The sequence below is a fragment of the Pelagibius sp. genome, assembly GCF_028281305.1.
GTDB lineage: Bacteria > Pseudomonadota > Alphaproteobacteria > Kiloniellales > Kiloniellaceae > Pelagibius.
Map to the genome: position 1 here is coordinate 12,275 of NZ_JANQKD010000011.1, position 23,441 is coordinate 35,715.

A 23,441-nucleotide genomic window follows, 5' to 3' on the forward strand; every position below is an offset into this window, starting at 1 on the left:
ACGCGGCCCTTTTTCTTTCAGCACCGCCGGTGTCACTCCGGCGTTGCGGCACCGGAAACCGGTGGTTTGCAGCCGTCGCCGAAGTTCGAGTGGCCATGGCCCGTCGAGGGCGTTGGACCCGCGGGTCTGGGGGCCACCGCCAGGACGAAGGGGTGGGAAACGGCCTCCTGTTTCGGGCAGCTGTTGTCGCGCACCCCAACCCGTCCGGTAACATGCCAACTGCCGCTGAGGGCATTGTAGCGGGCACCTGAGAAGTGGACCGTGCCCGTTGCTGTCGTTCGACGCCCGAAGTAGACCGCCACCAACACCTCTTTCGTGAAGTCGACCTGGGCCAGCGTCGAACGCAACTGGTTCTCGGTGAGCGCACGAGACAGCCAGGAAGCGCGGGCCTGGTCTTCTTTCGCAAATGTACGGCTTCCTGATCTTGCGGGACCATTGAGGCCAGTGAAGACTTGTTTCACGCCATCCTCCAACTCGGGAGGAAGACCGGCGAGAACCGACTGCTTGCCGGACAGCGCACGCTGATGGCTGCCTACCTCTCGTGCGATCCTGCTCATCTCCCGATAGAGGACGGTGAAGCGCGCAAAGTCCTCTGACTTCGCCGGAATGCCGCCGGGGTGACGCGACTGGATTTCCTTGGCTTCCCGCTCGAGGGTGGCGTAGCGCGGATTGACGGCCAGTGCGGCGTAGTCCTTGAGCTGCGCAAGCCTGTGCTCTGTGGTCTCCCGCGCGACCTCGGCATAGAGAGCATGGCGTTCGCTGGACCTGTACTCCCAACCGGGGTTGTAGCCCGGGTGAAACTCAGGGTTCCAGCTCTCCAGCTGCTGGAAGACCTGCGCTACAGCAGCCTGATCGCTGTACAACCGCCGGGGACCGGCCCCGCCCAGTCTTTGATAGATGACGCGATAGAGCTCAGCCACCGCAAGCTGGTCCTTATCGCCGAGTGGCTGCAGGAGCCGCATGTCTGTCTGACTGCGGATCTGGCCGGCGATCTGCAGAAACAGGGCATCGAACTCTCTGCCCTGCTCGGCACAGTCTGCTGCGGAGCTGAAAAGCTGAGGCCCGTTCAGTCTCTCCGATTCTTTGACCGCGGCGTTGCAGGGGATCAAAGCGTCATCCCAAAGGCCGCCCTGCCGCACGTCAGCTTGTGCGCAGAAGCCGGCAAGCCCGATCAACACTGCAAGAACCAGGGCGGCGGGGTTCCGGCGAGCGGCCATGAGGTTTCTCCCAAGGGTTGAGATCCTCGCAGTCTTGCTTGGCACAGCGGATAATGGAACAGGAAAAGGGGGCCGCGCCAGGACGCGGCCCCCTTTGTTGCGATCTGCGCAGTCGGTGCGAGGACAGGCAGCTATCAGAACGGCCAGATGATGTCGAAGACCTGCTGGCCGTAGCGCGGCTGCTGGACGTCCGAGATCTGACCACGGCCGCCGTAGGCGATGCGCGCCTCGGCGATCTGATCGTAGCCGATGGTGTTCTGCGAGGTGATGTCCTCCGGCCGGATGATGCCCGCCACCTGCAGTTCGCGCTTTTCGAAGTTGACCCGGACCTCCTGGCGGCCGGCCAGAACCAGGTTGCCGTTGGGCAGCACCTGGGTGATCAATGCGGCGACACGCAGGTTGATCGACTCGGTGCGGTTGACCCCGCCGCTGCCTTCGGAGGAGGAGGTGCTGTCGAGGTCGACCAGATCGGTCGGATCGACGGCTTCCGGCAGGATGTCGGCGAGGCTGGCCTCATAGCCCAGGAAGGCGCTGGCAGAGGAGTCCTCGGCGTTGGTGCGGCTTCGGGTCGTCGTGTTGTTGATCGCCGCGTTGTCCTGGATCTCGATGATCACGGTCAGGATGTCGCCCACGGTCCCCGCCCGCTGGTCCTTTAGAAAGGCGCGTGACCCCGGGCGCCAGAGCGAGTTGGGCTGGCGTTCCACCTCAATCGGTGCCGGCATCGGCAGGGAGACCGCATCAGGTCCGGCCAACGGCGCCGGGCTTTCGATGGCCGAGAGCTGCGGTTCTTCGCCGACTTCGGACAGCCGGGTCAGCATGTTGCAGGCGCTGAGCGACAGGCCGGCCAGGCCGAGCAGCAAGGCGCGGCCCAACAGCGCGGCAAGGCCCCGTCGGCGGGTGTTGGGGTTGGAGATCATGCTCTGCGCTCCCGTCAATTGCTCTGCGCGGTGGCCGCGGGGGTGACGACGACGTTCCCGGTGTCGATCACCACGGCGTTCACCACGCTGTTGGATTTGGTGTTCATGACCCTGACAACGTCGCCCTGGGCGCCGTTCTCCAGGGCGCGGCCCTGTACCGTGAGCTGCATGCGCTGGGTCTGAAGGCGGATCGTCACCAGGCTGTTCTTGGCAACGACCACGGGCGTCTGCAGGTCGGTGGTGCGGATCAGTTGTTGCGAGCGGATCGGCCGGCGCGGGCTCATGCCGAGCAGCGAGTCCTGGGAGCTGACCGTGCCGCGGGTCAGCCGATTCACAGGCATCGAGATCCACTCGATGTCGCTGGTCCGGATGACGTCACCCGGCCGAAGGTCGCGGCGCAGCACCGGGACGTCCGTCAGCATCACGGCCCGCCCGGTCACCGAAGCGCGGGCCACGGGCTCGCCATTGGCCGGCGCGATCACATGGGCAATGAAACGCCCGCTGGCGGAATCCAGCGACAGCCCGGTCACGGCGATGCTCGGGTCATCGGAACTGGGCAGTTGAAGCTCCAGGCTGGGGTTGTCCAGCGCCAGCTCCAACTGGCCGCTGAGACCGCGGTCGGCAAGGGCCACGCGCAGGGCCGTCTCGATCTGCTCGGTGCCGATGCGGTGGCTGGCGCGCCGCAGCGTGATGCGGTCGTAGCGCGAGCGTGGCTGCCAGTTGAGATCGTGAGCCCGGGCCACGGCCAGCAGCCAGCGTGCACCGATGTCCACCGTCGCGCCCGGGCTGGGTGCCCGGGCGACCGGGGTTTCCGCCAGCGCAGGCTCGGCGATGCCCTCGAAGAGGTCGCCCAGGCGCACCACCCGGTCGTGGATCATGGCCTCGACCTTGAGGGTGACCAGGTCTGCGACCGCATCTTCTGCAGCCCCATGTTCTGAGATAGGGGCCCGATCGGCCGCCCGGCTTTCGGGTACGGCCAGGATGGCCAGGGCGGCGAAAGCCGCCCAGAGGGCCTTGATCCGGAACGATTTGAATGGATGCCTATGCATCATGCTCTCCCGCCCTAGCGGAGCTGCGTCACGCTGCGCATCATCTCGTCGGACGACTCGATGACTTTCGAGTTCATCTCGTAGGCGCGCTGCGCGGTGATCAGATTGGTGATCTCGGCGACCACGTTGACGTTTGAGGTCTCAAGAGCCCCCTGGATGATCCTGCCGAAGCCGGCCGAGCCGGGGGTTGCCACCGTCGCCTGGCCCGAGGCCGCGGTTTCCAGCAGCAGGTTGTTGCCGATCGCATCCAGCCCGGCCTCATTGGCGAAGTTGGCGAGCTCGAGCTGTCCGACCCTCTGCGGCGCCGTCTGGCCGTCCAGGTCTACGTAGACCTCGCCGCTTTCGTTGATGGTGATCGACTGAGCGTCTTCGGGAACCGTAATGCCGGGCTGTACCACGTAGCCGTCGGCGGTCACGATGTCGCCGTCAGGGCTGAGCTGCAGGGAGCCGGCCCTGGTGTAGGCCGTCTCGCCGCTCGGCAGTTCCACCATCATCAGGCCGCGGCCGTTCACCGCCAGGTCCAGGGGGTTCTCGGTCTGCAGGATGTTGCCCTGGCCCGAAAGGCGGTAGATCGCCGCCGACTTGACGCCGAGGCCCAGCTGGACACCGGTCGGAACGATGGTGCCGGCATCCGAGGAGGCCGCCCCGACGCGGCGCAGGTTCTGATACAGCAGATCCTGGAATTCCGCGCGCTGGCGCTTGAAGCCGGTGGTGTTCATGTTGGCGATGTTGTTGGAGATGACCTCGACGTTCAGCTGCTGGGCCAGCATGCCGGTCGCGCCAATGTTCAGAGATCTCATGGCTTGTTCCTCTCCTATGCCCGTGCCGGGCTGCCAAGCGCCTGAATGGCGCGGCGCATGCGTTCGTGTTCGTCGTTGACCATGCGGCCGGTCGAGCTGTAGCTGCGCACGGTCTGGATCATCTTCGTCAGCTCGACGATGCCGGCCACGTTGGATCCCTCGATCATGCCTTGGACCACTTCCGAGCCCTCGGCTGCCAGGGCTTCCTGTCCGTCGGCGTCGTAGAGACCGTTGGCCAGCTTGACCAGGCTCTGCTGGTCTTCAAAGCGGACGAGGCGGATCTTGCCGACCGGCCCCTGGTCGGAGGAGACGGTGCCGTCGCGGGTGATGCTCACATCGCTCGTGTTGGGCGGCAGGACGAGGGGATTGCCGCCCTCGCCGAGAACCTTGTCGCCGGCGGCGGTGACCAGTTCGCCCTGGGCATTCAGGTGAAAGCTGCCGTTGCGCGTGTAGCGCGGGCCGAGCGGCGTCTCGATCTCATAGTAGCCGTCACCGGAAATCGCCGTGTCCAGCGGGTTGTCGGTGGCGGTCAGGTTTCCTTCGGTGAGATTGCGGACCAGGGCGATATCCTGGACGAAGCTCATCTTCTCGCCGGAGCCCGTGGACTCCAGGTGCTCGACGAAAAGCATGCTTTCGCCCTTGTAGGCGTTGGTGTTGAGGTTCGCCATGTTGTTGGCGATCACACTCATTTCCCGCCTCAGGACCATTTGGCGCGACAGCGCGATGTAACCGGCGTTTTCCATGTTCTTACCTGACACTCGTTGGGCAGTTGCGTTTGGGCAGTCGGTCGGCCGCAAGGGCCGTCGCCAGAACAGAAGCAAGCCCTGTGCCAGTCTCATAATTAAGCAATTTCAATAGGTTAAATGTCTTAACCGTGTTGGACCCGGTGCTCTTGCGCGGGCTCTTGGCAGGGCTTGCCCGGCAGATCTTGCCCGCGCCCCGATCCACTGGAATTGCCCGGAAACCAGCGCCTTTCAACCAAGTCTTAACCAACCATCCGTAGGCTCTTGGCAGTCGAAAACTCAAGATAACTGAATAGGTTGACCGCGATGGCCGATCAGGCTGCAACTTCGGACGCCGGTGATGTCGAGATCGAAGCCACCCCGAAAGGGGGCTTGAACGGCAAAAAGCTCGTTCTCTTCATCATTCTGCCGATCCTGCTGCTCATTGGCGCGGTCGCCGGCGCCTACTTCTCGGGGCTTCTGGACTCGCTTCTCGGCAAGGCGCCAGAGCCGGTGGTCGAGGAAGAGGTCGCGCCGGTCGAGAGCAAGGCGGTCTTCTACGATCTGCCGGAGATGCTGGTGAACCTCAATTCCAGCGGACGCAAGACGAACTACCTGAAGATCTCCATCAGCCTGGAACTGGCGCGCGAGGCCGACCGGGCTGCGATCGGCACCGTGCTGCCGCGCATCGTGGACAACTTCCAGGTTTACCTGCGCGAACTGCGTATCGAGGACCTCCGCGGCTCGGCGGGTCTGCAGCGTCTGCGCGAGGAGCTGCTGATCCGTGTGAACACGGCGGCACAGCCCATTCAGGTCCGCGACGTACTGTTCAAGGAGATGCTGGTTCAGTAACCGCAGCGCGTTGTGCTGCGGTCGATGAGACCCTACGACGAGGAAGTCTGAGGTAGATGGCCGACGAAGAAGCGATGATGGCGGAGTGGGAGGCCATGGCCGAGGAGGGCGAGGCCGAGGCCGACGTCGACGCCTCCGAAGAAGCCGCTCCGGCCGGTTCCACGCGGGTCCTCGATCAGAGCGAAATCGACAGTCTGCTGGGCGTTGCCGGTGCCGGTGACGACGAGGGCGAAGAATCCGGCATCCAGGCTATCCTCAACTCGGCCCTGGTCTCCTACGAGCGCCTGCCGATGCTGGAGGTGGTCTTCGACCGCCTGGTGCGCATGATGTCGACTTCGCTGCGCAACTTCACCTCCGACAACGTCGAGGTCAGCCTCGACAACATCACCTCGGCGCGCTTCGGCGACCACATGAACTCCATCCCTCTGCCGGCCATGCTCTCCGTGTTCAAGGCCGAGGAGTGGGACAACTACGGCCTGATGACCGTCGACAGCGCGCTGATCTACTCCATTGTCGACGTGCTGCTGGGCGGTCGGCGCGGAACGGCGGCGATGCGGATCGAGGGGCGACCCTACACGACCATCGAACGCAACCTCGTCGAGCGGATGGTTCATGTCGTGCTGGCCGATCTCTCGGCCGCCTTCGACCCGCTTTCGCCGGTTACCTTCCGTTTCGACCGGCTGGAGACCAATCCGCGCTTTGCCACCATCGCCCGGCCGGCCAACGCCGTCATCGTCGTCACGCTGCGAGTGGACATGGAAGACCGCGGCGGCCTGATCGAGCTTCTCATCCCCTACGCCACGCTGGAGCCGGTGCGCGAACTGCTGCTGCAGATGTTCATGGGCGAGAAGTTCGGCCGGGACTCGATCTGGGAAGGCCACCTGACTGCGGAGCTCTGGCAGACCGACATCAGCATCGATGCCGTGCTGGACCAGGTGGAGATGCCGTTGGGCCAGGTCCTGGAATGGATCGAAGGCAGTCAGCTGGAGCTGAACTGCACCCCGAATTCGAAGATTGAACTGCGCTGCGGCGACGTTTCCATGTTCAAGGGCCGCATGGGTCGGCGCAGCGGCCATATCGCAGTTCAGGTCGCTGACAAGATCGTGCGCGAGGGAGACTCCTAAATGACTTGGCTGCAGGACTACGGTCTTGTTTTTGATGTTGCGATCTGTGTCTTGCTGGTCACGACCATTGGCTATGCCATGGTGCTGAACCGCAAGCTGACCGAGCTGCGGCGTGCGCGCGGCGATATGGAAAAGCTGTTCGGCGAATTCTCCGCCGCGACCGGCCGCGCCGAGGGCGGACTGCAGGCGCTCAAGGAGCGCAGCGTCGAGGCCGGTGACGGCTTGGCCCGACGGGTCGATGATGCCTGCCGCCTGGCCGACGAGATGGCCTTTCTGGTCAAGAAAGGCCACGAGATCGCCGACAGGCTGGAGGTCTCCATCGCCGAGTCCCGCAAGGCGGAGCGGGAGGCCAATGGCGCCGTTGGCAGCCTGTCGAAGCAGCGGCTGCACCGCGCGCCGATGGACATCACCAAGATGGACAAGAAGCCCTCGGACGAGCCCCAGGCGCCGCCGCCGGCCGCATCGGGCAAACCGGTCGGTGGGCCGGTCAATGGAATCGCGAAGTTGGCGAAGAAGCGTCTCTCGCGCTCAGACAGCGAGCTGATGCGCACGCTTCAGGCGATGCGCTAGAAACCCTCTCGAGTTCAGGAATCGGCGATGCGTTTCAGGCTTCTGCCTCTGTTCATTCTGGTCGCTTGCCTTGCCATGACCGCCAAGCTGGCGGGCATTTGGCAGGATATCGGCGGTTCGCAGCCGGCCCTGGCGCAGGAGACCGCGGCGGGCGAACCGCCCCAGGCTGCCTCTCAGGCCGCGCCTGCGGCAGCCGGCGAGCCTGCTGCGTCTGCGGATGCCGCCACCGAGACGGCGGAAGTGCCCGCTGATCCGGTGCCGCCGGGTCAGATCACCGATCTTTCTGCCGATGTTTTCGACCTGACGGACGAAGAACTGGGGCTGCTGCAGTCGCTGTCCCAGCGCCGCGAGGAACTGGAACAGCGGGCCCGCGAGGTTGACGAGCGGGAAGTGTTGCTGAAGGCCGCGGAGCAGCGGATCGAACAGAAGATTCGTGAGCTCGAGGGGCTGCAGGAGTCGATCGAGGCACTCCTCGTCGAGCATGACGAGCAGACCGAGGCGCAGATGAAGAGCCTGGTCAAGATCTACGAGAGCATGAAGCCGAAGCAGGCCGCCCGGATCTTCGAGGAACTGGACATGGAAGTTCTGCTGGAGGTGGTCGAGCGGATGAAGGAGCGCAAGTCCGCACCGATCCTCGCGCAGATGAACCCGCAGCGCGCCAAAGCCGTCACGCTGGAACTGGCGCAGCGCCGCGAGCTGCCGGTTCCGCGCGAATAGCTGAAAATCAAGCCTTTTCAGCCTCTTTTACTGACTGTTAACGCCGATTCATTAGCTTTCCCCTCAGACCGTTTCGCACCTTCTGCGGGCCAGAATTCACGGGAGTTTGAGATGTCGACAGTCGACATGAGCATGCCGATCCTGATCGTGGACGATTACAAGACCATGCTGCGGATCATCAGGAACCTGCTGAAGCAGCTGGGTTTCAACAACGTCGATGAAGCCACCGACGGCAGCGCCGCGCTGCAGAAGCTGCGGGACAAGGAATACCACCTGGTGATTTCCGACTGGAACATGGAACCGATGAGCGGCATGCAGCTTCTGACCGAGGTGCGCGCCGATACCAAGCTGAAAGAACTGCCTTTCATCATGATCACGGCGGAAAGCAAGACGGAAAACGTGATCGCCGCCAAGGAGGCGGGTGTCAGCAACTACATCGTCAAGCCGTTCAATGCGGCGACGCTGAAGACCAAGCTCTCGGCTGTCCTCGGCAACTTCTAAGCACCCTGTATTCTTAGGTAAGGAGCCGCATTATGGCTGTTGCGGCGGTCAAAGAGAAAATCGCAGCGCAGCTCCTGGAGCTGCGGAAATCTGAGGGTGCGGTGGCACCTGAAGAAATTGTGGCCATTGTCGAGTCGATCGTTGAGACGATCGAGGGCGACATGTCCGCTGTCAGCCTGAAGGTCTATGCGGACATTGAGGCCTTGGCGCGCTACATCGACACCGCGCGCAGCGAGATTGCCGATCTCCGCCCGGACGACATCAACGCAGAGCACCTGCCCGCTGCCACGGACGAACTGACAGCCATCGTCGGCGCGACTGAGCAGGCCACCCACACGATCTTCGAGGCGGTCGAGGCAATCGAGGAACTGGCCGAGAAGATGCCGCAGGAAGTGGCCGACCAGGTCTCCGCGGCGGTGACGTCGATCTATGAGGCCTGCGGTTTTCAGGACATCACCGGCCAGCGGATCACGAAGGTGGTCACGGCCCTGCAGAAGGTCGAGTCCAAGGTCGATGCGCTGCTGCACGCCTTCGGCGACGAGACCTTCGCGGGTGAGCGGCCCAAGCAGCCGGAGAAGAAGACCACCGCGCCCAGCGGCGCGCCGGCGCGCCCGGACGAGGATCTCATGAACGGTCCGCAGCTTCCTGACGAGGCGATCAGCCAGGACGACATCGACGCACTCTTCGGGTGATCCCCGATGGCAGGTCTGCAGCACGATCCAGGCCGGGGGCAAAGCAACAGCCACATCATGGGCCTTCTCAGTTTGAAGGTGCTGCTGCTGGCTTTCTTCATTCTCTTGAATGCACTTGCAGAGTTTGAGACGGAGCGCAGCACCGCGGTGCTCGACAGCGTGCGCGAGGCCTTTCGCGGCGTGGTGCCGGCGCACGAGAGCATCAGCGAGGAGATTGCCGCCCTGGAAGTGCTGGAGGGCGCCGAAGACATCACGGAGGCGCTGGGACGGCTTTTTGACGACAGCCTGCCCGTTGTCGAGCGTGAGGCCCCTGGCGGCAGTCGCAATCTTCAGGTCGACATTCCAAGCGAAGATCTGTTCGCGCCGGGCAGCATCGTGATCAACGGCGAGGGGCTGGATCTGCTGATGGCCATCGCCTCGGTCCTCGACGATGCGCGCTTTGCGGATCAGGCCTACCGGCTTGATGTCCTATACGGTGTGAGCGGCGCCGGGGAGGAGCTTGGCAGCCGGCTGCTGGCCGTCCGCCGCGCCGGAGCGATGGTGCAAGCCCTGGAGAGCGAGGCGGTGCCGGCGGACCGACTGTCGGCGGGCTTGCTGCCGTCCTTTGCCGGCCAGGTGCGCCTCCACTTTATCCTGCCGGCGCCCGAAGATGCCGCTGCCGCTCCGGCGGTCGAAGGCGAATGACATCATGGCGCGCAAAGACACCAAAGCAAAGGACAAGGGCCGGGGCTGGCAGGGCCTGACCTTCGCAGTGCCGGTCTACCGGGGGCGCCCCGACGACGGCGGCCAAGCCTGGCTCCTGACGTTCACCGATCTGACGGCATTGCTGCTGACCTTTTTCGTACTGCTTTACTCGATGTCGACCATCAACAGCGATGACTGGCAGAACCTCATCGACGCGCTCTCGCCGAAGCTGCCCAGCGTTCAGGAAGTGACAGTGGCCCTGCCCAGCCAGGACAAGGATGCCGAGGCGATCGACCGCACGCCCGGTACCGACCTCAGCTATCTTGCCAGTCTCCTGAAGGACCAGGTGACGGAAGACCCCGTCTTGACGCGGGCGGACATCAGGCGCGAGGGCGAGCGCATTGTCTTCGCCCTGCCGGGCGACCTGCTGTTCGCGTCCGGCTCCATAGAACTGAGCGACCAGGGCAAGGCCGCGATCTTTGCGCTGAGCGGTGTCCTGCGCAATCTGCGCAACGTGGTCGAGATCGCCGGCTATGCCGATCCGCTGCGGCCCCGCCGGACCTTCGCAAGCAACTGGGAGCTCTCGCTGGCCCGGGCCACGACCCTCGCCGACATGATCACCACCGCCGGCTACAAGGGCGAGATCCTGGTGCGCGGCTACGGTCACGCCCGCTACGAACCGCCGGCGCAAGCCGGCGACCAGGCCGCGCGTATGGCCGAAGCCCGGCGCGTCGAGATCATCATCCACGCCTATGCGTCGGAGCGCCGCTGATCATGCGCTGGCTGCCGTCCCTCTGTCTGGTCTTCGCGCTTCTGCTGCTTCTGCCGCTTCCGGCTTCGGCCCAGGCGGCCGAGGAGATCACCCTGCGCGGCGGCCTGCACCCGGGTTATGGCCGGCTTGTCTTCGACTGGCCGCGCACCATCGACTACGAGGTCCGCATCGCCGAGGGCAAGCTGATCGTGAGCTTTGCCGAAGAGGCGGCCTTTGCCGGCAGCGTGGTGACGCGCGGACTGCGCGGCTATGCCGCTGCGCCCGATGTTGCCAAGGACGGCCGATCGCTCAGTTTCGATCTCAACGGCGACGTGGACCTCAAGCACTTTCGCCTGGGGTCGAAGGTGGTGATCGACCTGCGCCCGGCTGCGGTTGCCGCCAGGCCTGACGAAGGCGGTGAGGACCGCGCCGTGCCTGCACAGGGCGAGGCAGCGGCGGATCTGCCGCAGGTAAGGGTGCGCGGTGGCCGCCATGCCGACTACAGCCGCCTTGTCTTCGACTGGCCGGAGCCTGTCGAAAGCCGCGTGGAGGAGAGTGCGGACGCGGTGCGCCTTCGCTTTGAGAGGCCGGCACGCTTCGACATCTCGGCGGTGCGGCCGGAGGGTCTGCCCCAGGTGGCCGGCCTGACCGTGACGGAGACCGGCGTTACGGTGGCCTTGCCGCGCCCCTCGCGCGTGAAGCTCACCCGCAGCGGCAGCAAGACGGTTCTGGACATCTATGCCGCCGCCGGTCCGCAAGCCGCCAAGGACGGATCTGAGCCGAATCCGGCTGAGCGCGGGCAGATTCCAAAGAATGCGCCCGCAGCTTCAGCAGGTGTTGTCGATCTGAGCCCGCGCCCTGCCGAGACACCTCCCTCCGCCGCGCCGGCCGGGGAGGCCCCGACGTCGCTGGTGCCGGAATCCATGGGCGGGGCGGCTCAGGCGGCGCCCCGGGCGGCCGCTGGAGATCGGGCGCCGGAGAGCCCGAAAGCACCGGCATCGGCAGCCTCCGAGGGCGCAGAGAAGACGGCAGCCGGCCAGAAGGCCGCTGCCGAACCGGAGCAGGGGGATGCCGCTGCATCCGGCGCCGCGGACTTTGTCGCTGCGGCGACCGCGCGGACCAGGCCCATCGACGATGCGGCACGCGGACGCCTCCGGATCGATCTGGAGCCGGTGCTGACCTTCGAAAGCTCTTCGGCCCAGGGCCCCACGGCGGACCGCTTCGTTCCGGTCGTGCTGACGTTCTCCTGGGATCGCCCCACGGCAGCCGCGGCCTTTCGCAGGGGACCGAACCTCTGGCTGCTGTTCGACCGGCCGCCGCCAAGGAACCTGGTCAAGAGCCTCGCTGCCGGAGCGCCCCACCTGGGACCGGTCCGACTGATCGAGGACGGCGAGGCGACCGTCATTGTCATCGGTGCACTGCCGACAGTGGCGCCGCGCCTGACCCGCGAAGAGAACAGCTGGCAGGTTGATCTGCGCCCGCGCAACGCCCTGCCGCAGAAGGCGCTGGCAGCGCCGGTGGTGGAAAAGGGCGACTACGCCCGGGTCCGCTTCCCGCTCTCGGGCGCACGGCGGGGCTACTGGGTGACCGACCCCGATGCCGGCGACCGCATGGTCGTCGTTCCGACCCGTGGTGCGGGAATGGGGCTGGCGCTCGGCTACACCTATCCTCAGTTTCGCAGCCTGCCGAGCCAGCAGGGTGTGGTGTTGCAGCCGCTCACCTCCAGCCTGGAAGTTGCTGTCGTGCGGACCGGTGTGCTCGTCCGCGATGCGAACGGGCTGCTGGTCTCCGGTCGCGAGCAGCGCCGGCGCCCCGGTACGCCGGGAAGTGCTGTCGAAAGCCGACGCCTTTTCGATCTCGAGGCCTGGCGGCGCGGCAGCCTGGATGACTTCCAGCAGATCCGCGGCGATCTGATGCGCGCTATGGTCGGTGCGGACCGGGAACGCCTGGGTATCTTGCGCACCGATCTCGCCCGATTCTACTTCGCCCATGGCTTCGACAGCGAGGCTCTGGGGTCGCTTCGGGTGATCGATGAGGAGCATCCGCGGCTGGCGCAGGACCCGGTGCATCGCCTGATGCAGGCGGCCAGCCAGTGGCTGATCCAGGACTATCGCTCCGCAGCGGCCGGGCTGGCCGATGCGTCCCTGGCCGGTGAGCGCGAGGCGCTTTTGTGGCAGGCAGCCTTGGCGAGTGCGGCGGAGGACTGGGAAGCCGCGGCCAACGCCTTTGCCCTGACCGACGATCTGATCGACAGCTATGCACCGCAGGTGCGCCTGCGTCTGCGCCTGGCGGCCGCGGAAGCCTTCTTGAAAGCAGGCGACGACGGCGCCGCCTCCCTGCAGATCGGTGCCTTGCGGCGCGACGATCTCGGTCCGCGGGAAGAGGCGCAGATCAACGTAATCCAAGGTGCCATCCAGCTTCAGCGCGGGAACCCGGAAGAAGCACGCAGCCTCTGGAGTTCGGTGCGCGACAGCCGCCACCGCTCGTCGCAGGCGCGGGCGCGGTTGGCGCTGATCGATCTCGGGCTCGAGGATGGCTCGCTTTCGGCACAGGCGGCCATCGAGGAGTTGGAGCGTCTGCGCTTTGCGTGGCGCGGTGATCAGTTCGAGTTCGTGCTGCTGCGCCGGCTGGCCGATCTCTATGCCGGCCAGAACCGGCACCGCGAGGCCCTGCACGCCTTGCGGCAGGCGGTGACCAGCTTCCCCGACAGCCCCGGCGCGCGTGCGTCCGCACAGCGCATGCGGGAGATCTTCGCCGACATCTACCGCGGTCCCGGCGATCCGGCGGTGCCGCCCCTGCGGGCTCTGGCCCTCTATCAGGAGTTCCGGGAACTGACGCCGGCAGGTCCCGCCGGGGACCGGATTATTGCGGCTCTCGCCGACCGTCTGGTCGAGGTCGATCTTCTGGACCGGGCCGCCGAGCTCCTGGACGGGCAGGTCCGATACCGCCTGGAGGGCGAGGACAAGGCGCGGATCGGTGCGCGCCTGGCTTTGGTGCATCTTCTGGACCGCAAGCCGGAGGCGAGTCTGGCGGCGCTGGACGCCAGCGACATCGAAGCCCCCGGCGAGGAGTTGAGGCTGCAGCGCCAGCAATTGCGGGCGCGGGCCTTCGCCGAGCTGGACCGCGCCGAAGAGGCGCTGAAGATGCTGGCAGGCGATGAAAGTCTGGATGCGGAGACCTTGCGGGCCGACATTCACTGGCGCCTGCGGCGCTGGCCGGAGGCCGTCTCGTCACTGTCCAACCTCATCCCGCTGCTGCCGCCGCGGCGCCCCATGACCGTCGATGAGAGCCAGCTCGTGGTTAACCTCGCCGTTGCCCTGATGCTTTCCAATCAGGCCGTCGAGTTGGAGGACCTGGACCGGCGCTACGGCGCGGCCATGGCCGAGGGCCCGCACAGCGACACCTTCACACTGCTGGTCGGCGATGGCGAGAAGGCGGCCATCACCTCCATCGCCGACGAACTCAGCAAGGTCGGTCGGGCCCAGGACTTCATGGCCAATTACCGCGAGCGCATCCGCGACGGCGAACTCAGCCAGGTGAACTGACCGCGAAGGGATCTAGGGCTCGGGCCGCAGGCTTCTGAACCCGCCCTCGCTCCAGACCACCGCCTCGTAGCAGCGCCGAAGATTGGTGCCGCCGCAGTCGCTTCCATGGACTGCCAGAAGCAGAACCGGCTGGCCGTTCCAGTCGACAATCCGCCAGGCTTTGGCAAGGAACGTCCGCGCGGCTCCGTCGGCCACGACGGTGATCGTGCAGCCGCCGGTCCCGCAGAACAGCGATGCGGCCGAGGAGCAGGTGAAGGCCCGGCTGTCGATGATCTCCTCCGGTTGGCCGTCGCCTGTCAGGTCCGCCTGGACGACCGCGTCTTCCCCCAGTGTTAGCGCACCGTTTTCGAAGGACCGGCAGTCGTCCCGGGCCTGCGCAATGATGCGCTCGGCGGTTTCGGCGGCAAGGGCCGGCGCCGGAAGCCAGAAAACCGCGCTGATGAGAAGGATTCTCAGCCTTTGCATGTCCGTTCCCCAATCCGTCGGCAGGCGCTCTTGAAGATAAGGCAGCCTGACCGGCGGACCAGGGCGAAGGATCAGTCAGCCGCCGTAGCTCTGGACCAGGCTGCCGGCGACCATGTACCAGCCGTCCACCAACACGAAGAAGATCAACTTGAAGGGCAGGGAGATCATCACCGGCGGCAGCATCATCATGCCCATGGACATGAGGATGGAGGCCACCACCATGTCGATGATAAGGAAGGGCAGGAAGAGGAGGAACCCGATCTCGAAGGCACGGCGCAGTTCGCTGATCATGAAGGCCGGGATAAGCGCGCGCATGGGCGTCGCCTCGGGATCCTCCACCGCCTCGGTATCGGTCAGGTCGAGGAACAGCTGCAGGTCCGATTCGCGGACGTGGCGCAGCATGAAGTCGCGCACCGGCGCCTGGGCGCGGTCCAGCGCCTCGAACTCCGTGATCTCCTCGGCGATGAGCGGCTCCAGAGCCTCGTCGTAGACCGCCTCCAGGGTCGGCATCATCACAAAGGCGGTGAGGAACAGCGCCAGGCTGACGATCACCGAGTTCGGCGGCGTCTGCTGCAGGCCGATGGCGGTCCGCAGGAAGGATAGGACGACTACGATCCGGGTGAAGGAGGTCATCATCACCAGGATCGACGGCGCCAGCGAGAGGATGGTGATCAGCGCGACAAGCTGGATGATGCGCCCTGTCGTCGTCCCGGCGGTCTCGGCTCCGAGATCGAGAGTCAGAGCCTGGGCCAGCGCGGAGTCCGGCAGCAGCAGGGCCAAGAGGGCGGCCAGGGCGGATGCGATGGCGGTAACTCGCCGGGCGGTGCCGGCGGTCACGACACGGCTCCGCGCAACTTCGCCGCGACCCGGGCGAGGGGGCCGTTGTCGGCGGTTTCCGCACTCGGCACTGCTGGTCGCGCGGCGATGCTGCTTTCGCTCGCCGGCCGGGCGGGGATAGCGCTCTCGATCAGCAGGTCGCTGCCGTGACCCAGGAGCACCAGGTGTTCGCGGTCGTCGCGGCGGATCAGAACGAGCTTGCGTTTGGCATCGATCGGGCGCACCTCGACCAGATCGAGGCGGCGCGGCCCATTGGACTTGGTGACGGCCAGACGGTCGCCGAGCCCGGAACGCCGAACCAGCGCCGCCAGGCCGGCGATCAGGACCAGAACAAAGCCCAGCGCCAGGAAGAAGCGGACATACTCCGCAAGATCCATCCGAAGTCTCCGGAAGCGAGGCGATCAGGGCTTGTTCAATTTCTGCGTGGCATAGGCGGAAAGCGCGCGCCGGCGCTCGCTCGCCGCGCCCAGCAGCTGGGCCAGCTCGCCCAGGCCGGCGCGCAGGTTCTCACCCAGATAGTTGATTTCTTCCAAGAGGCCCATGAGGCGCGGTCGCAGGTCCCGGGTCTGCTCGCGCGGAAGCGCTTCAATCGAACTGCAGAGCCAACGGACATCTTCTTCGATCGGCGTCAGGTCGACGATGGAGCCCTTTGCCAGCGTCTGCCGCGCCGACCTCAGCCGCGCTGCCAGAGCGCCCACTTCCGATTCGATGACGCCCGGCTGGGCAAGCTGGTTTCCGGTCATTGGCGGTTCTCCTCGGCTGTAGGCGTCGCCCCGGCGCCCGTGTCACTTTGGTTGTTACTGTCGGATTGTTCGTCGCTATCGGTCTGGTAGAGGTAGCGCAGGATCTCGGCGACGCCGGCGAGCGCGGCCAGCGGGATCTCGCTCTCGACCTCGACGACCGAGAGGATCTCCGCCAGATCGCTGTCCTTGCGGACCTTGATCCCCCGCTCAAAGGCGATCTGCAGGATCTGTTCGGCGACCGCACCGCGGCCCGAAGCCGTCACTCTCGGCGTACCGCCTGGTGCACCGCCCGGCGCACCCCCTGGTGTGCAGCCGCGTGCGGCGGCTGAACCCATGCGGTCAAGCGCGCCGGCGTTGACGTTCTCCAGGGCGATGGCGAGGCCCGCGGGTTCCGCAGAAGAGGTTCCAGCCGTGCTGGTGCCTCTGCGGGCCTTTGACTGCTCCAGTGGCCGGTTTTGTGTCACGCCGCGGTCCGTCCTGCCGATCCTTGATTGCCCCGCTTCCACCTGTTTGGTTGTGGTGTGGCGAGAAGGGGCCGCGGAGTTTCCCCCGCAGGTTCAGCAATAGTGACCGATCATGCTTAATGATTGGTTAGAAGACAGGCCAAATTCGTGAAAAAAGCCGAATGACTTGAGCGGCTTAGGAGCCTGTCTCCGTTTTTGGGGGAGTGGAGGGCGGTGATGGCGGACTGCCGGCATCGCGGATGGCATCGGCCAGGGCGTCGCTGCCGACTGCCGCGGCGGCCCGATTCTCTTCCTGAATGCGCTCGAATATCTCGCGCCGCAACACGGTCGCGGAACTGGGGAAGGTAAACCCCAGCTTGATCGACTTACCGCGGATATCCACCACGGTCACCTCGATGTCATCGTTGATGATGACGGACTCGCCGATCTTGCGTGTCAGATAAAGCATCGCCCTTTCGGCTCCCCGGCCCCCCGACCATGGTTAATGGATACAATTTAGCGCGTTTTACGGATTCTTAACAAGGCAGGCTTGATCATAGAGCGTAGACGCCTGTGGAACCGGGGGTTTCCTAGGGTACCGCCACTTGTCGATGCTGGCACGGGGACGTCATGGACGGGAAACCTGGACTCTTCAGTTTGCTCGCCAAACGTATGGATTGGCTCGGTCAGCGCCAGAAGGTTCTGGCGCAGAACATCGCCAATGCCGATACGCCCAAGTTTGTGCCGCACGATCTGAAAGCGCAGGAATTTCGTCGGCTGATTGAGCGGCAGGCAATGCCGATGCTGCGGCCGGAGGCGACGCAGGCCGGGCATATCCAGACCTCCAGCCTGGGCGACAGCCACCGCAGCACCGAGCAGAAGGAGCGCTACGAGACGGCACCTTCGGGCAATGCCGTTGTCATCGAAGAGCAGCTCGTGAAGGTGGCCCAGACGCAGAGCGACTTCAATGCCATCACCAACCTCTACCGTAAGCAGGTTGCGATGATGAAGATGGCGCTGCGCGGGCGCGCCCAGTAGCGGCGCCCGGTAGCGGCGGCCGTTGAGCCAGAGCAGGAGGCCTGAGCGACGTGGATCTTGATAAGTCTCTGAACATCTCGGCAGCGGGCATGCGCGCCCAGGGTTCGCGCCTGCGGGTTATCGCCGAGAACATTGCCAATTCCAACTCGACGGCGCAGACACCGGGCGGCGAACCCTACCGCCGTAAGCTGGTCACCTTCGATAACGTGCTCGACCGGGCGCTTGGCGTCGAGACGGTGCGGGTCGACTCCATCGTCAATGACCGCGGCTCCTTCGGCCGCCGCTTCGAGCCCGGTCATCCGGCCGCCGACGAAGACGGCTACGTGCTGACGCCCAACGTGAACACCCTGATGGAGATGGCCGACATGCGCGAGGCGCAGCGCAGCTACGAGGCCAACCTGAAAGCCATCGAAACCTCGCGCGCCATGCTGCAGAAGACCATCGACATCCTACGCTAAGCGTCATTCATTCATCGCGCCGCCAGGAGGGCGGCGTCGACAGCCAGGACGGCCACCGGGGGGCGGAACAAGCGCCCTTAAGGAGTGAGCCATGATTACCAATCCGAGTGGTGCCATCCAGGCCTACGACAAGATGCTGCGCCAGGGCGGCGCATCCGGCCTGGAAGCGCGTGACACGGGCGGCGCGGACTTCTCTTCCATGCTGCGCCGCGCCGCCGAGCGTGCCGCCGAGACCGTGCTGGAGGGCGAGAACCAGACCCTCCAGGCCGCAGCCGGCACAGCAGACCTGAACGAAGTGGTGATGGCCGTCTCAAAAGCGGAAATGACGCTGGAGACGGCGGTGACCCTGCGTGACAAGGTCGTCCAGGCCTATCAGGAAATCCTCAGGATGCCGATCTAGCGCGGCGGGGTTACATGCGGACCGCTTGTCCGACCCCTCCGAGGAGGCAGAGCGCGTGAACGGCACCGAAGCCATCGAGATCGGCCGCGAGACGATCTACGTCATGCTGAAGGTCGGCGCGCCGGTCATGCTGATGGCGCTCGCCGTCGGCCTGATCATCGCCCTGTTTCAGGCGCTGACGTCGATCCAGGAGATGACGCTGACCTTCGTGCCGAAGATCATCGTCATCTTCGTCGGCGTCATGCTGCTTCTGCCTTTCATGCTGACCAGCCTGACCACCTTTTCGCAGACGCTGTTCGACCGCATGATCGCCCTCGGCTAGGTCGCCATGCTCGTCGAGTTGCTTCCCAACCAGATTTTCGCACTGCTGCTGATCTTCACGCGGATCGGCACCGCGCTGATGCTGCTGCCGGGCTACGGCGAAAGCTACATCTCGACCCGCATCCGCCTGCTGCTGGCGCTGGTCATCTCGGTGGTGATCCACCCGGCGATCGCCCCGGGCCTGCCAGCGCTCCCGGCCAGCGCGGCGGCGCTTTTCCTGTTGGTCTTCGGCGAGGCCTTTATCGGTCTCTTCCTGGGCTCGCTCTCGCGCCTTCTGATGGCGGCGCTTTCCATCGGTGGCATGATCATCGCGACGGTGACGGGCCTGGCCAACGCGCTGACCAACGATCCCACGGCGGCCCAGCAGGGCTCCATCGCCGGATCCTTCCTCTCGACCCTGGCGCTGCTGATCATTCTGCTGCTCGACCTGCATCACCTCCTGCTGCGCGGCGTGATCGACAGCTATCAGCTTTTTCAGCCCGGCGCGCCGCTCTTCGTCGGCGACATCTCCGAGATGATCTCCCGGGTCGTGGCGAAAGCCTTTCTGCTGGGCTTTCAGATCGCATCACCCTTCGTCGCCGTCGGCCTGATCTTCAATCTCGGCCTCGGCCTGCTGGCCCGGCTGATGCCGCAGATGCAGGTCTTCTTCATCGCCATTCCGCTGCAGATCCTGGTCGGCATGGCTATCCTCATGATCGCTCTGCCCGCGATCATGGGCTGGTTCATGACCGGCTTCCAGGAGACGACCCTGCCGTTCGTCGGACGGCCTTAGGAGTCCCGGACCATGGCGGGTGAAGACGACGACTCACAAAAAACAGAGGAACCGACAAGCAAACGCCTGAGTGACGCGCGCGAGAAGGGCCAGGTTGCCCGCTCGCAAGAGGTTTCGCACTGGTTCATGATCCTGGCGCTGGCCATCGTCGTGGGCCTCTTCTCCGAACCCATGATTGCGGACATCGGCGGCCTCATGCGCCCCTACCTGGAACAACCGCACCGCCTCTCGCTCGACACCGGCATGCTGCAGGAGGTGCTCAGCGGCACCGCCATCGACATCATGAAGGTTTCCGCCATTCCGCTGGCGATCATCCTGCTGGCCGGTCTTCTGGCCGGCACCATCCAGAATGGCGTCATCGTCACCGCCGAGCAGATCAAGCCCAAGCTCTCCAACATCGGCTTCAAGCGCGGTTTCAAGAAGATGTTCTCCAGCCGGGCGCTGACAGACTTTGCCAAGGGGCTCCTGAAGCTGGCGATCGTCAGCACCGTGGTTGCGATTATGGTCTGGCCCGACCGCAACCTGGTGCTCGACATGCCGACCATGGAGGTGCAGGACCTGCTGATAATAGTGCGCTTCGAGGCCGTGAAGGTGGTGATCGGCGTGCTCTCGGTGATGACCATCGTCGCGCTGATCGACGTGCTCTACCAGCGCTACCAGCACCACAAAGAACTGCGCATGACCAAGCAGCAGGTGAAGGACGAGCACAAGCAGACAGAAGGCGATCCGATGATCAAGGGCCGTCTGCGGCAGATCCGCGCCGAGCGGGCCCGCAAGCGCATGATGGCCGCCGTGCCGGAGGCCGACGTGGTGGTCACCAACCCGACCCACTTTGCCGTTGCGCTGAAGTACGACCAGGCGACCATGGAGGCGCCCAAGGTGCTGGCCAAGGGGGCTGACAACATCGCGCTGAAGATCCGCGAGGTGGCGGAGGAGAACGACATTCCCATCGTCGAAAACCCGCCGGTCGCCCGTGCCCTGCATGCCTCCGTGGAGGTCGATCAGGAGATCCCGCCCGAGCACTACAAGGCCGTGGCGGAGATTATCGGCTACGTCATGAAGCTGCGCCGCGGCCTGGCGCATCAACGCCGCTAAGCGCCCTGCCTGCGCCGGAAGCCCCGGTCAGCGCCCCCTCAAGCCCCCCAAGCCCTGCCAGGCCCCCTCTGTGGCCCCGGACTCCATGATCCTTGCCGAGGACTCGGGCGCTGTGGTTAATCTTGGTTAACCATTGGCGGCTAGGATCGCGCATATGGCTGAGGACTGTCCGAAGAGCCCAGCACAGGCGGCGTGCGGCCGGCCGTGCCGCCGGAGTAGGGGCCGGGGAGGAGTTCGCTAGTGCTGGAACTGCTGTTGTTTGCCCTGGGCGGCGTCCTGGGGGCGCTGGGCGGTGCGGCGGGTGCCTGGTACTGGCAACAGCGCCGCAGCCTTTGCCGTGCGGTCTTTGCCGCCGTGCCGAAGCCCTGGCAGGTCGTTTCGCCCGAGGGCAGGAGTCTGCTCGCCAATCCGGCCCTGGAAGAGTTCTTCGGCGGCGATCCGAGGCCGATTCCCGTGCTGCTTGCCGAAGAGGTGAAGGATGATCCGGAGGCGCGCCAACAGCTGACCCGGCTGGAGGAGCAGGCCCGCAGCGGGCTGGCAGGGCATTGCGAAATCCGCGTGCCGGCGGGCGGCAGCGGGCCGCGCAACGGTGCAGGACCGGCTCCAGAAGCAGAGGCGGGCCGGGGTGCGAATGCCGCTTACGACTGGCGCTTCGTCGCCGCCTTTCCGTTGCCGGAGCACCCGGGCTGCACCTATTGGATGGTGGACGACATCACGCCGCAGCGTCAGATGGAACAGATCATGCGCCAGGAGCAGGAGCGTTTCGTCGACCTGCTGGAGAATGCCCCGGTGGGCTTCTACTCCTGTGACGCCGAGGGCCGCTTCCTCTTTGCCAACCACACACTCTGTGAATGGCTGGGTCTCGCCCAGAACGATTTGGAGCAGGGCCGCATCCGGCTGCACGACGTCGTTCAGGAGGGAGCCTTGCAGGAGGGAGCCTTGGACGGCGCGGCGCCCTTCGACCCCTTTGGCGATGACGGCCGCACTCAGGGCGAGGTGATCCTGAAAGGGGCTGGAGGCGAAGGCTTCCGCGCCGCCGTGCGTCAGGATGTCGTGCGCGATCAGGATGGAAAGGTTCTGCGCACGCGCTCGGTCGTGCGCGATCTGTCCCGTGAGGAGGCGATGGCCGCGGCGCTGGAACAGTCCGAGCGCCGGTTCGAGCAGCTCTTCGCCAAGGCCCCGGCCGGGATTGCGGTGATCGATCCGCAGGGCGTGATCCAGGAATGCAACGACGCTTTTGGCCGCCTCATCGGCAAGGCAGCGCTCGGCCAGCGCGGGGTGTCCCTGTTCGAGCTGTTGGCGGAAAGCGACGTGGCCGGCCTGCGCGCGGCGCTGAGCGCTTCGGCCGAGCGGAGAGACAAGCACCTGGCGGCGCCCATCGAGGCCCACTTGAAGGGTGAGGAGGGGCCGGTCTGCGCGCTCTATGTGAACCGCACGGAAGCCAGCGACGGCGCGCTTGACGGCTTTGTCGTGCACTTTATCGACAGCACGGAGCAGAAGAATCTGGAGCGGCAGTTCGCCCAGTCCCAGAAGATGCAGGCGGTCGGGCAGCTGGCCGGCGGGATCGCGCATGACTTCAACAACCTGCTGACCGCGATGATCGGCTTTTCCGACCTGCTGCTGCTGCGCCACCGTCCGGGCGACCAGTCCTTTGCCGACATCATGCAGATCAAGCAGAACGCCAACCGCGCCGCCAACCTGGTGCGCCAGTTGCTGGCCTTCTCGCGGCAGCAGACCCTGCAGCCGCGCCTGCTCAACATCACCGACATTCTTGCCGAGCTCTCGCACCTGCTGCGCCGGCTCATCGGTGAGAACATCGAACTGAAGATGAACCACGGCCGCGACCTCGGCGTGATCAAGGCCGACCAGGGCCAGCTCGAGCAGGTGATCATCAATCTGGCGGTCAACGCCCGCGATGCCATGCAGGGGGGCGGCGTGCTGACGATCCGCACCGAAAACGTGCAGGTCGAAGAGGAACGCAAGATCAAGGACGAGTCCATGCCGCCGGGAAGCTATGCTTTGATCGAAGTCGAGGACAGCGGCTGCGGCATTCCGCCGGAGAACCTGGACCGCATCTTCGACCCCTTCTTCTCCACCAAGGAGGTGGGTGCCGGTACCGGGCTCGGCCTCTCGACGGTCTACGGCATCGTCAAGCAGACCGGCGGTTACGTTTTCGTTGAGAGCAAGCTCGACGACGGCACTGTGTTCTCCATCTATCTGCCTCAGGCCGCCGAGGAGGAGGTCGCCGAAAGCATGGCCGACGCAGAGGCGCAGGACCGCCGCGACCTGACCGGCGCCGGCACCCTGATGCTGGTGGAGGACGAGGATGCGGTGCGCGCCTTCAGCGCCCGGGCCCTGCGCAACAAGGGCTACAACGTGCTGGAGGCGAACTCCGGCGAGACCGCCCTGGAGATGCTGACGGGTGAGGGCGAGCCCATCGACCTGCTGGTGACCGATGTCGTCATGCCGCGCCTGGACGGGCCCAGCCTGGTGAAGGAGGTGCGCGCCCAGCGTCCCGACCTGAAGGTCATCTTCATCTCAGGCTACGCCGAGGACAACTTCCGCAAGCGCCTCGACGAGGATGCCGGCATTCACTTTCTGCCCAAGCCGTTCAGCCTCAAGCAGCTGGCCGGCAAGGTGAAGGAAGTGCTCGGCGAATAGGGCCGGGCCCCGGCTGATCGGGAAGGGGGCTGGCGCGCAGCCGGCCTCCGCGTGGCGCAGCCGGCGC

At 65.4% G+C, this 23,441-nt stretch carries 27 protein-coding genes; 16 read left to right on the forward strand and 11 right to left on the reverse strand.

What is annotated here, in order from left to right; translation table 11 throughout:
* Positions 1-32 precede the first annotated feature (32 nt).
* The 5 genes from Q0982_RS01930 to flgF form a co-directional block, all read right to left on the reverse strand.
* Positions 33-1,217, reverse strand: coding sequence for a hypothetical protein (locus Q0982_RS01930; RefSeq protein ID WP_299391241.1), 1,185 nt, complete (start codon positions 1,215-1,217; stop codon positions 33-35).
* A gap of 134 nt (positions 1,218-1,351) precedes the next feature.
* Positions 1,352-2,134, reverse strand: a complete 783-nt coding sequence (gene flgH / locus Q0982_RS01935) for a flagellar basal body L-ring protein FlgH (RefSeq protein WP_299391242.1) — start codon at positions 2,132-2,134, stop codon at positions 1,352-1,354.
* 14 nt (positions 2,135-2,148) lie between these two features.
* Positions 2,149-3,183, reverse strand: a complete 1,035-nt coding sequence (gene flgA / locus Q0982_RS01940; RefSeq protein WP_299391243.1) for a flagellar basal body P-ring formation chaperone FlgA — start codon at positions 3,181-3,183, stop codon at positions 2,149-2,151.
* A 14-nt stretch (positions 3,184-3,197) separates the two neighbouring features.
* Entirely contained in the window at positions 3,198-3,983 is a 786-nt protein-coding gene (gene flgG, locus Q0982_RS01945) for a flagellar basal-body rod protein FlgG (RefSeq protein ID WP_299391244.1), read from the reverse strand.
* Positions 3,984-3,997: 14 nt separating this feature from the next.
* Positions 3,998-4,726, reverse strand: a complete 729-nt coding sequence (gene flgF, locus Q0982_RS01950) for a flagellar basal-body rod protein FlgF (RefSeq protein ID WP_299391245.1) — start codon at positions 4,724-4,726, stop codon at positions 3,998-4,000.
* Between the two features lie 306 nt (positions 4,727-5,032).
* Between flgF and Q0982_RS01955 the strand changes: the two genes are divergently transcribed.
* The 9 genes from Q0982_RS01955 (at position 5,033) to Q0982_RS01995 (ending at position 14,141) form a co-directional block, all read left to right on the forward strand.
* On the forward strand, positions 5,033-5,557 hold the full coding sequence (locus Q0982_RS01955) for a flagellar basal body-associated FliL family protein (protein WP_299391246.1): 525 nt from the start codon (positions 5,033-5,035) through the stop codon (positions 5,555-5,557).
* Positions 5,558-5,613: 56 nt separating this feature from the next.
* A complete protein-coding gene (gene fliM, locus Q0982_RS01960; protein ID WP_299391247.1) occupies positions 5,614-6,681 on the forward strand; it encodes a flagellar motor switch protein FliM in 1,068 nt (355 codons plus the stop codon).
* Positions 6,682-7,251, forward strand: coding sequence for a DUF6468 domain-containing protein (locus Q0982_RS01965; protein ID WP_299391248.1), 570 nt, complete (start codon positions 6,682-6,684; stop codon positions 7,249-7,251).
* A gap of 27 nt (positions 7,252-7,278) precedes the next feature.
* Positions 7,279-7,968 carry a MotE family protein gene (locus tag Q0982_RS01970; RefSeq protein ID WP_299391250.1) on the forward strand — a complete coding sequence of 230 codons (690 nt, stop codon included), beginning with the start codon at positions 7,279-7,281 and terminating at the stop codon, positions 7,966-7,968.
* A 111-nt stretch (positions 7,969-8,079) separates the two neighbouring features.
* Positions 8,080-8,469 (forward strand): response regulator, encoded by a 390-nt coding sequence (locus Q0982_RS01975; protein ID WP_299391251.1) that lies wholly within the window; start codon positions 8,080-8,082, stop codon positions 8,467-8,469.
* 32 nt (positions 8,470-8,501) lie between these two features.
* Entirely contained in the window at positions 8,502-9,161 is a 660-nt protein-coding gene (locus tag Q0982_RS01980; protein ID WP_299391253.1) for a protein phosphatase CheZ, read from the forward strand.
* A gap of 57 nt (positions 9,162-9,218) precedes the next feature.
* Positions 9,219-9,845 carry a hypothetical protein gene (locus tag Q0982_RS01985; protein WP_299391254.1) on the forward strand — a complete coding sequence of 209 codons (627 nt, stop codon included), beginning with the start codon at positions 9,219-9,221 and terminating at the stop codon, positions 9,843-9,845.
* A 4-nt stretch (positions 9,846-9,849) separates the two neighbouring features.
* Positions 9,850-10,617: a flagellar motor protein MotB gene (locus Q0982_RS01990; protein ID WP_299391256.1), complete on the forward strand. Its 768-nt coding sequence runs from the start codon at positions 9,850-9,852 to the stop codon at positions 10,615-10,617.
* Positions 10,618-10,619: 2 nt separating this feature from the next.
* Positions 10,620-14,141 carry a hypothetical protein gene (locus Q0982_RS01995; protein ID WP_299391257.1) on the forward strand — a complete coding sequence of 1,174 codons (3,522 nt, stop codon included), beginning with the start codon at positions 10,620-10,622 and terminating at the stop codon, positions 14,139-14,141.
* Between the two features lie 12 nt (positions 14,142-14,153).
* Here Q0982_RS01995 and Q0982_RS02000 read toward each other — a convergent pair whose 3' ends face one another.
* The 6 genes from Q0982_RS02000 to csrA form a co-directional block, all read right to left on the reverse strand.
* The gene (locus Q0982_RS02000; RefSeq protein WP_299391259.1) at positions 14,154-14,606 is read right to left on the reverse strand and encodes a hypothetical protein; all 453 of its coding nucleotides are present in this window, start codon (positions 14,604-14,606) and stop codon (positions 14,154-14,156) included.
* 75 nt (positions 14,607-14,681) lie between these two features.
* Entirely contained in the window at positions 14,682-15,443 is a 762-nt protein-coding gene (gene fliP, locus Q0982_RS02005) for a flagellar type III secretion system pore protein FliP (protein WP_322096930.1), read from the reverse strand.
* Positions 15,440-15,820 (reverse strand): flagellar biosynthetic protein FliO, encoded by a 381-nt coding sequence (locus tag Q0982_RS02010; RefSeq protein ID WP_299391260.1) that lies wholly within the window; start codon positions 15,818-15,820, stop codon positions 15,440-15,442. Before Q0982_RS02010 ends, fliP begins: the two co-directional genes overlap by 4 nt.
* A 24-nt stretch (positions 15,821-15,844) precedes the next feature.
* Complete coding sequence (locus tag Q0982_RS02015; protein WP_299391262.1) at positions 15,845-16,186, reverse strand: hypothetical protein; 342 nt, start codon at positions 16,184-16,186, stop codon at positions 15,845-15,847.
* Positions 16,183-16,650, reverse strand: a complete 468-nt coding sequence (locus tag Q0982_RS02020; RefSeq protein ID WP_299391263.1) for an EscU/YscU/HrcU family type III secretion system export apparatus switch protein — start codon at positions 16,648-16,650, stop codon at positions 16,183-16,185. The genes Q0982_RS02015 and Q0982_RS02020 overlap by 4 nt, the downstream gene beginning before the upstream one ends.
* A gap of 175 nt (positions 16,651-16,825) precedes the next feature.
* Positions 16,826-17,098 carry a carbon storage regulator CsrA gene (csrA, locus tag Q0982_RS02025; protein ID WP_299391265.1) on the reverse strand — a complete coding sequence of 91 codons (273 nt, stop codon included), beginning with the start codon at positions 17,096-17,098 and terminating at the stop codon, positions 16,826-16,828.
* 161 nt (positions 17,099-17,259) lie between these two features.
* Between csrA and flgB the strand changes: the two genes are divergently transcribed.
* The 7 genes from flgB (at position 17,260) to Q0982_RS02060 (ending at position 23,374) form a co-directional block, all read left to right on the forward strand.
* Entirely contained in the window at positions 17,260-17,667 is a 408-nt protein-coding gene (gene flgB / locus Q0982_RS02030; protein ID WP_299391266.1) for a flagellar basal body rod protein FlgB, read from the forward strand.
* 50 nt (positions 17,668-17,717) lie between these two features.
* Positions 17,718-18,125: a flagellar basal body rod protein FlgC gene (gene flgC / locus Q0982_RS02035; protein ID WP_299391268.1), complete on the forward strand. Its 408-nt coding sequence runs from the start codon at positions 17,718-17,720 to the stop codon at positions 18,123-18,125.
* Positions 18,126-18,216: 91 nt separating this feature from the next.
* Entirely contained in the window at positions 18,217-18,525 is a 309-nt protein-coding gene (fliE, locus tag Q0982_RS02040) for a flagellar hook-basal body complex protein FliE (RefSeq protein ID WP_299391269.1), read from the forward strand.
* Positions 18,526-18,580: 55 nt separating this feature from the next.
* On the forward strand, positions 18,581-18,847 hold the full coding sequence (gene fliQ, locus Q0982_RS02045) for a flagellar biosynthesis protein FliQ (RefSeq protein ID WP_299391271.1): 267 nt from the start codon (positions 18,581-18,583) through the stop codon (positions 18,845-18,847).
* A 6-nt stretch (positions 18,848-18,853) separates the two neighbouring features.
* The gene (fliR, locus tag Q0982_RS02050; RefSeq protein WP_299391272.1) at positions 18,854-19,618 is read left to right on the forward strand and encodes a flagellar biosynthetic protein FliR; all 765 of its coding nucleotides are present in this window, start codon (positions 18,854-18,856) and stop codon (positions 19,616-19,618) included.
* Positions 19,619-19,630: 12 nt separating this feature from the next.
* Positions 19,631-20,713, forward strand: coding sequence for a flagellar biosynthesis protein FlhB (gene flhB / locus Q0982_RS02055; protein ID WP_299391274.1), 1,083 nt, complete (start codon positions 19,631-19,633; stop codon positions 20,711-20,713).
* A gap of 240 nt (positions 20,714-20,953) precedes the next feature.
* On the forward strand, positions 20,954-23,374 hold the full coding sequence (locus tag Q0982_RS02060; protein WP_299391276.1) for a PAS domain-containing sensor histidine kinase: 2,421 nt from the start codon (positions 20,954-20,956) through the stop codon (positions 23,372-23,374).
* Positions 23,375-23,441 lie beyond the last annotated feature (67 nt).

Bases quoted from the DNA above. Each gene is read 5' to 3' on its own strand.
- Q0982_RS01930 (WP_299391241.1), bottom strand. From the start codon at position 1,217: ATGGCCGCTCGCCGGAACCCCGCCGCCCTGGTTCTTGCAGTGTTGATC.
- flgH (WP_299391242.1), bottom strand. From the start codon at position 2,134: ATGATCTCCAACCCCAACACCCGCCGACGGGGCCTTGCCGCGCTGTTG.
- flgA (WP_299391243.1), bottom strand. From the start codon at position 3,183: ATGCATAGGCATCCATTCAAATCGTTCCGGATCAAGGCCCTCTGGGCG.
- flgG (WP_299391244.1), bottom strand. From the start codon at position 3,983: ATGAGATCTCTGAACATTGGCGCGACCGGCATGCTGGCCCAGCAGCTG.
- flgF (WP_299391245.1), bottom strand. From the start codon at position 4,726: ATGGAAAACGCCGGTTACATCGCGCTGTCGCGCCAAATGGTCCTGAGG.
- Q0982_RS01955 (WP_299391246.1), top strand. From the start codon at position 5,033: ATGGCCGATCAGGCTGCAACTTCGGACGCCGGTGATGTCGAGATCGAA.
- fliM (WP_299391247.1), top strand. From the start codon at position 5,614: ATGGCCGACGAAGAAGCGATGATGGCGGAGTGGGAGGCCATGGCCGAG.
- Q0982_RS01965 (WP_299391248.1), top strand. From the start codon at position 6,682: ATGACTTGGCTGCAGGACTACGGTCTTGTTTTTGATGTTGCGATCTGT.
- Q0982_RS01970 (WP_299391250.1), top strand. From the start codon at position 7,279: ATGCGTTTCAGGCTTCTGCCTCTGTTCATTCTGGTCGCTTGCCTTGCC.
- Q0982_RS01975 (WP_299391251.1), top strand. From the start codon at position 8,080: ATGTCGACAGTCGACATGAGCATGCCGATCCTGATCGTGGACGATTAC.
- Q0982_RS01980 (WP_299391253.1), top strand. From the start codon at position 8,502: ATGGCTGTTGCGGCGGTCAAAGAGAAAATCGCAGCGCAGCTCCTGGAG.
- Q0982_RS01985 (WP_299391254.1), top strand. From the start codon at position 9,219: ATGGGCCTTCTCAGTTTGAAGGTGCTGCTGCTGGCTTTCTTCATTCTC.
- Q0982_RS01990 (WP_299391256.1), top strand. From the start codon at position 9,850: ATGGCGCGCAAAGACACCAAAGCAAAGGACAAGGGCCGGGGCTGGCAG.
- Q0982_RS01995 (WP_299391257.1), top strand. From the start codon at position 10,620: ATGCGCTGGCTGCCGTCCCTCTGTCTGGTCTTCGCGCTTCTGCTGCTT.
- Q0982_RS02000 (WP_299391259.1), bottom strand. From the start codon at position 14,606: ATGCAAAGGCTGAGAATCCTTCTCATCAGCGCGGTTTTCTGGCTTCCG.
- Q0982_RS02010 (WP_299391260.1), bottom strand. From the start codon at position 15,820: ATGGATCTTGCGGAGTATGTCCGCTTCTTCCTGGCGCTGGGCTTTGTT.
- Q0982_RS02015 (WP_299391262.1), bottom strand. From the start codon at position 16,186: ATGACCGGAAACCAGCTTGCCCAGCCGGGCGTCATCGAATCGGAAGTG.
- csrA (WP_299391265.1), bottom strand. From the start codon at position 17,098: ATGCTTTATCTGACACGCAAGATCGGCGAGTCCGTCATCATCAACGAT.
- flgB (WP_299391266.1), top strand. From the start codon at position 17,260: ATGGACGGGAAACCTGGACTCTTCAGTTTGCTCGCCAAACGTATGGAT.
- fliE (WP_299391269.1), top strand. From the start codon at position 18,217: ATGATTACCAATCCGAGTGGTGCCATCCAGGCCTACGACAAGATGCTG.
- fliR (WP_299391272.1), top strand. From the start codon at position 18,854: ATGCTCGTCGAGTTGCTTCCCAACCAGATTTTCGCACTGCTGCTGATC.
- flhB (WP_299391274.1), top strand. From the start codon at position 19,631: ATGGCGGGTGAAGACGACGACTCACAAAAAACAGAGGAACCGACAAGC.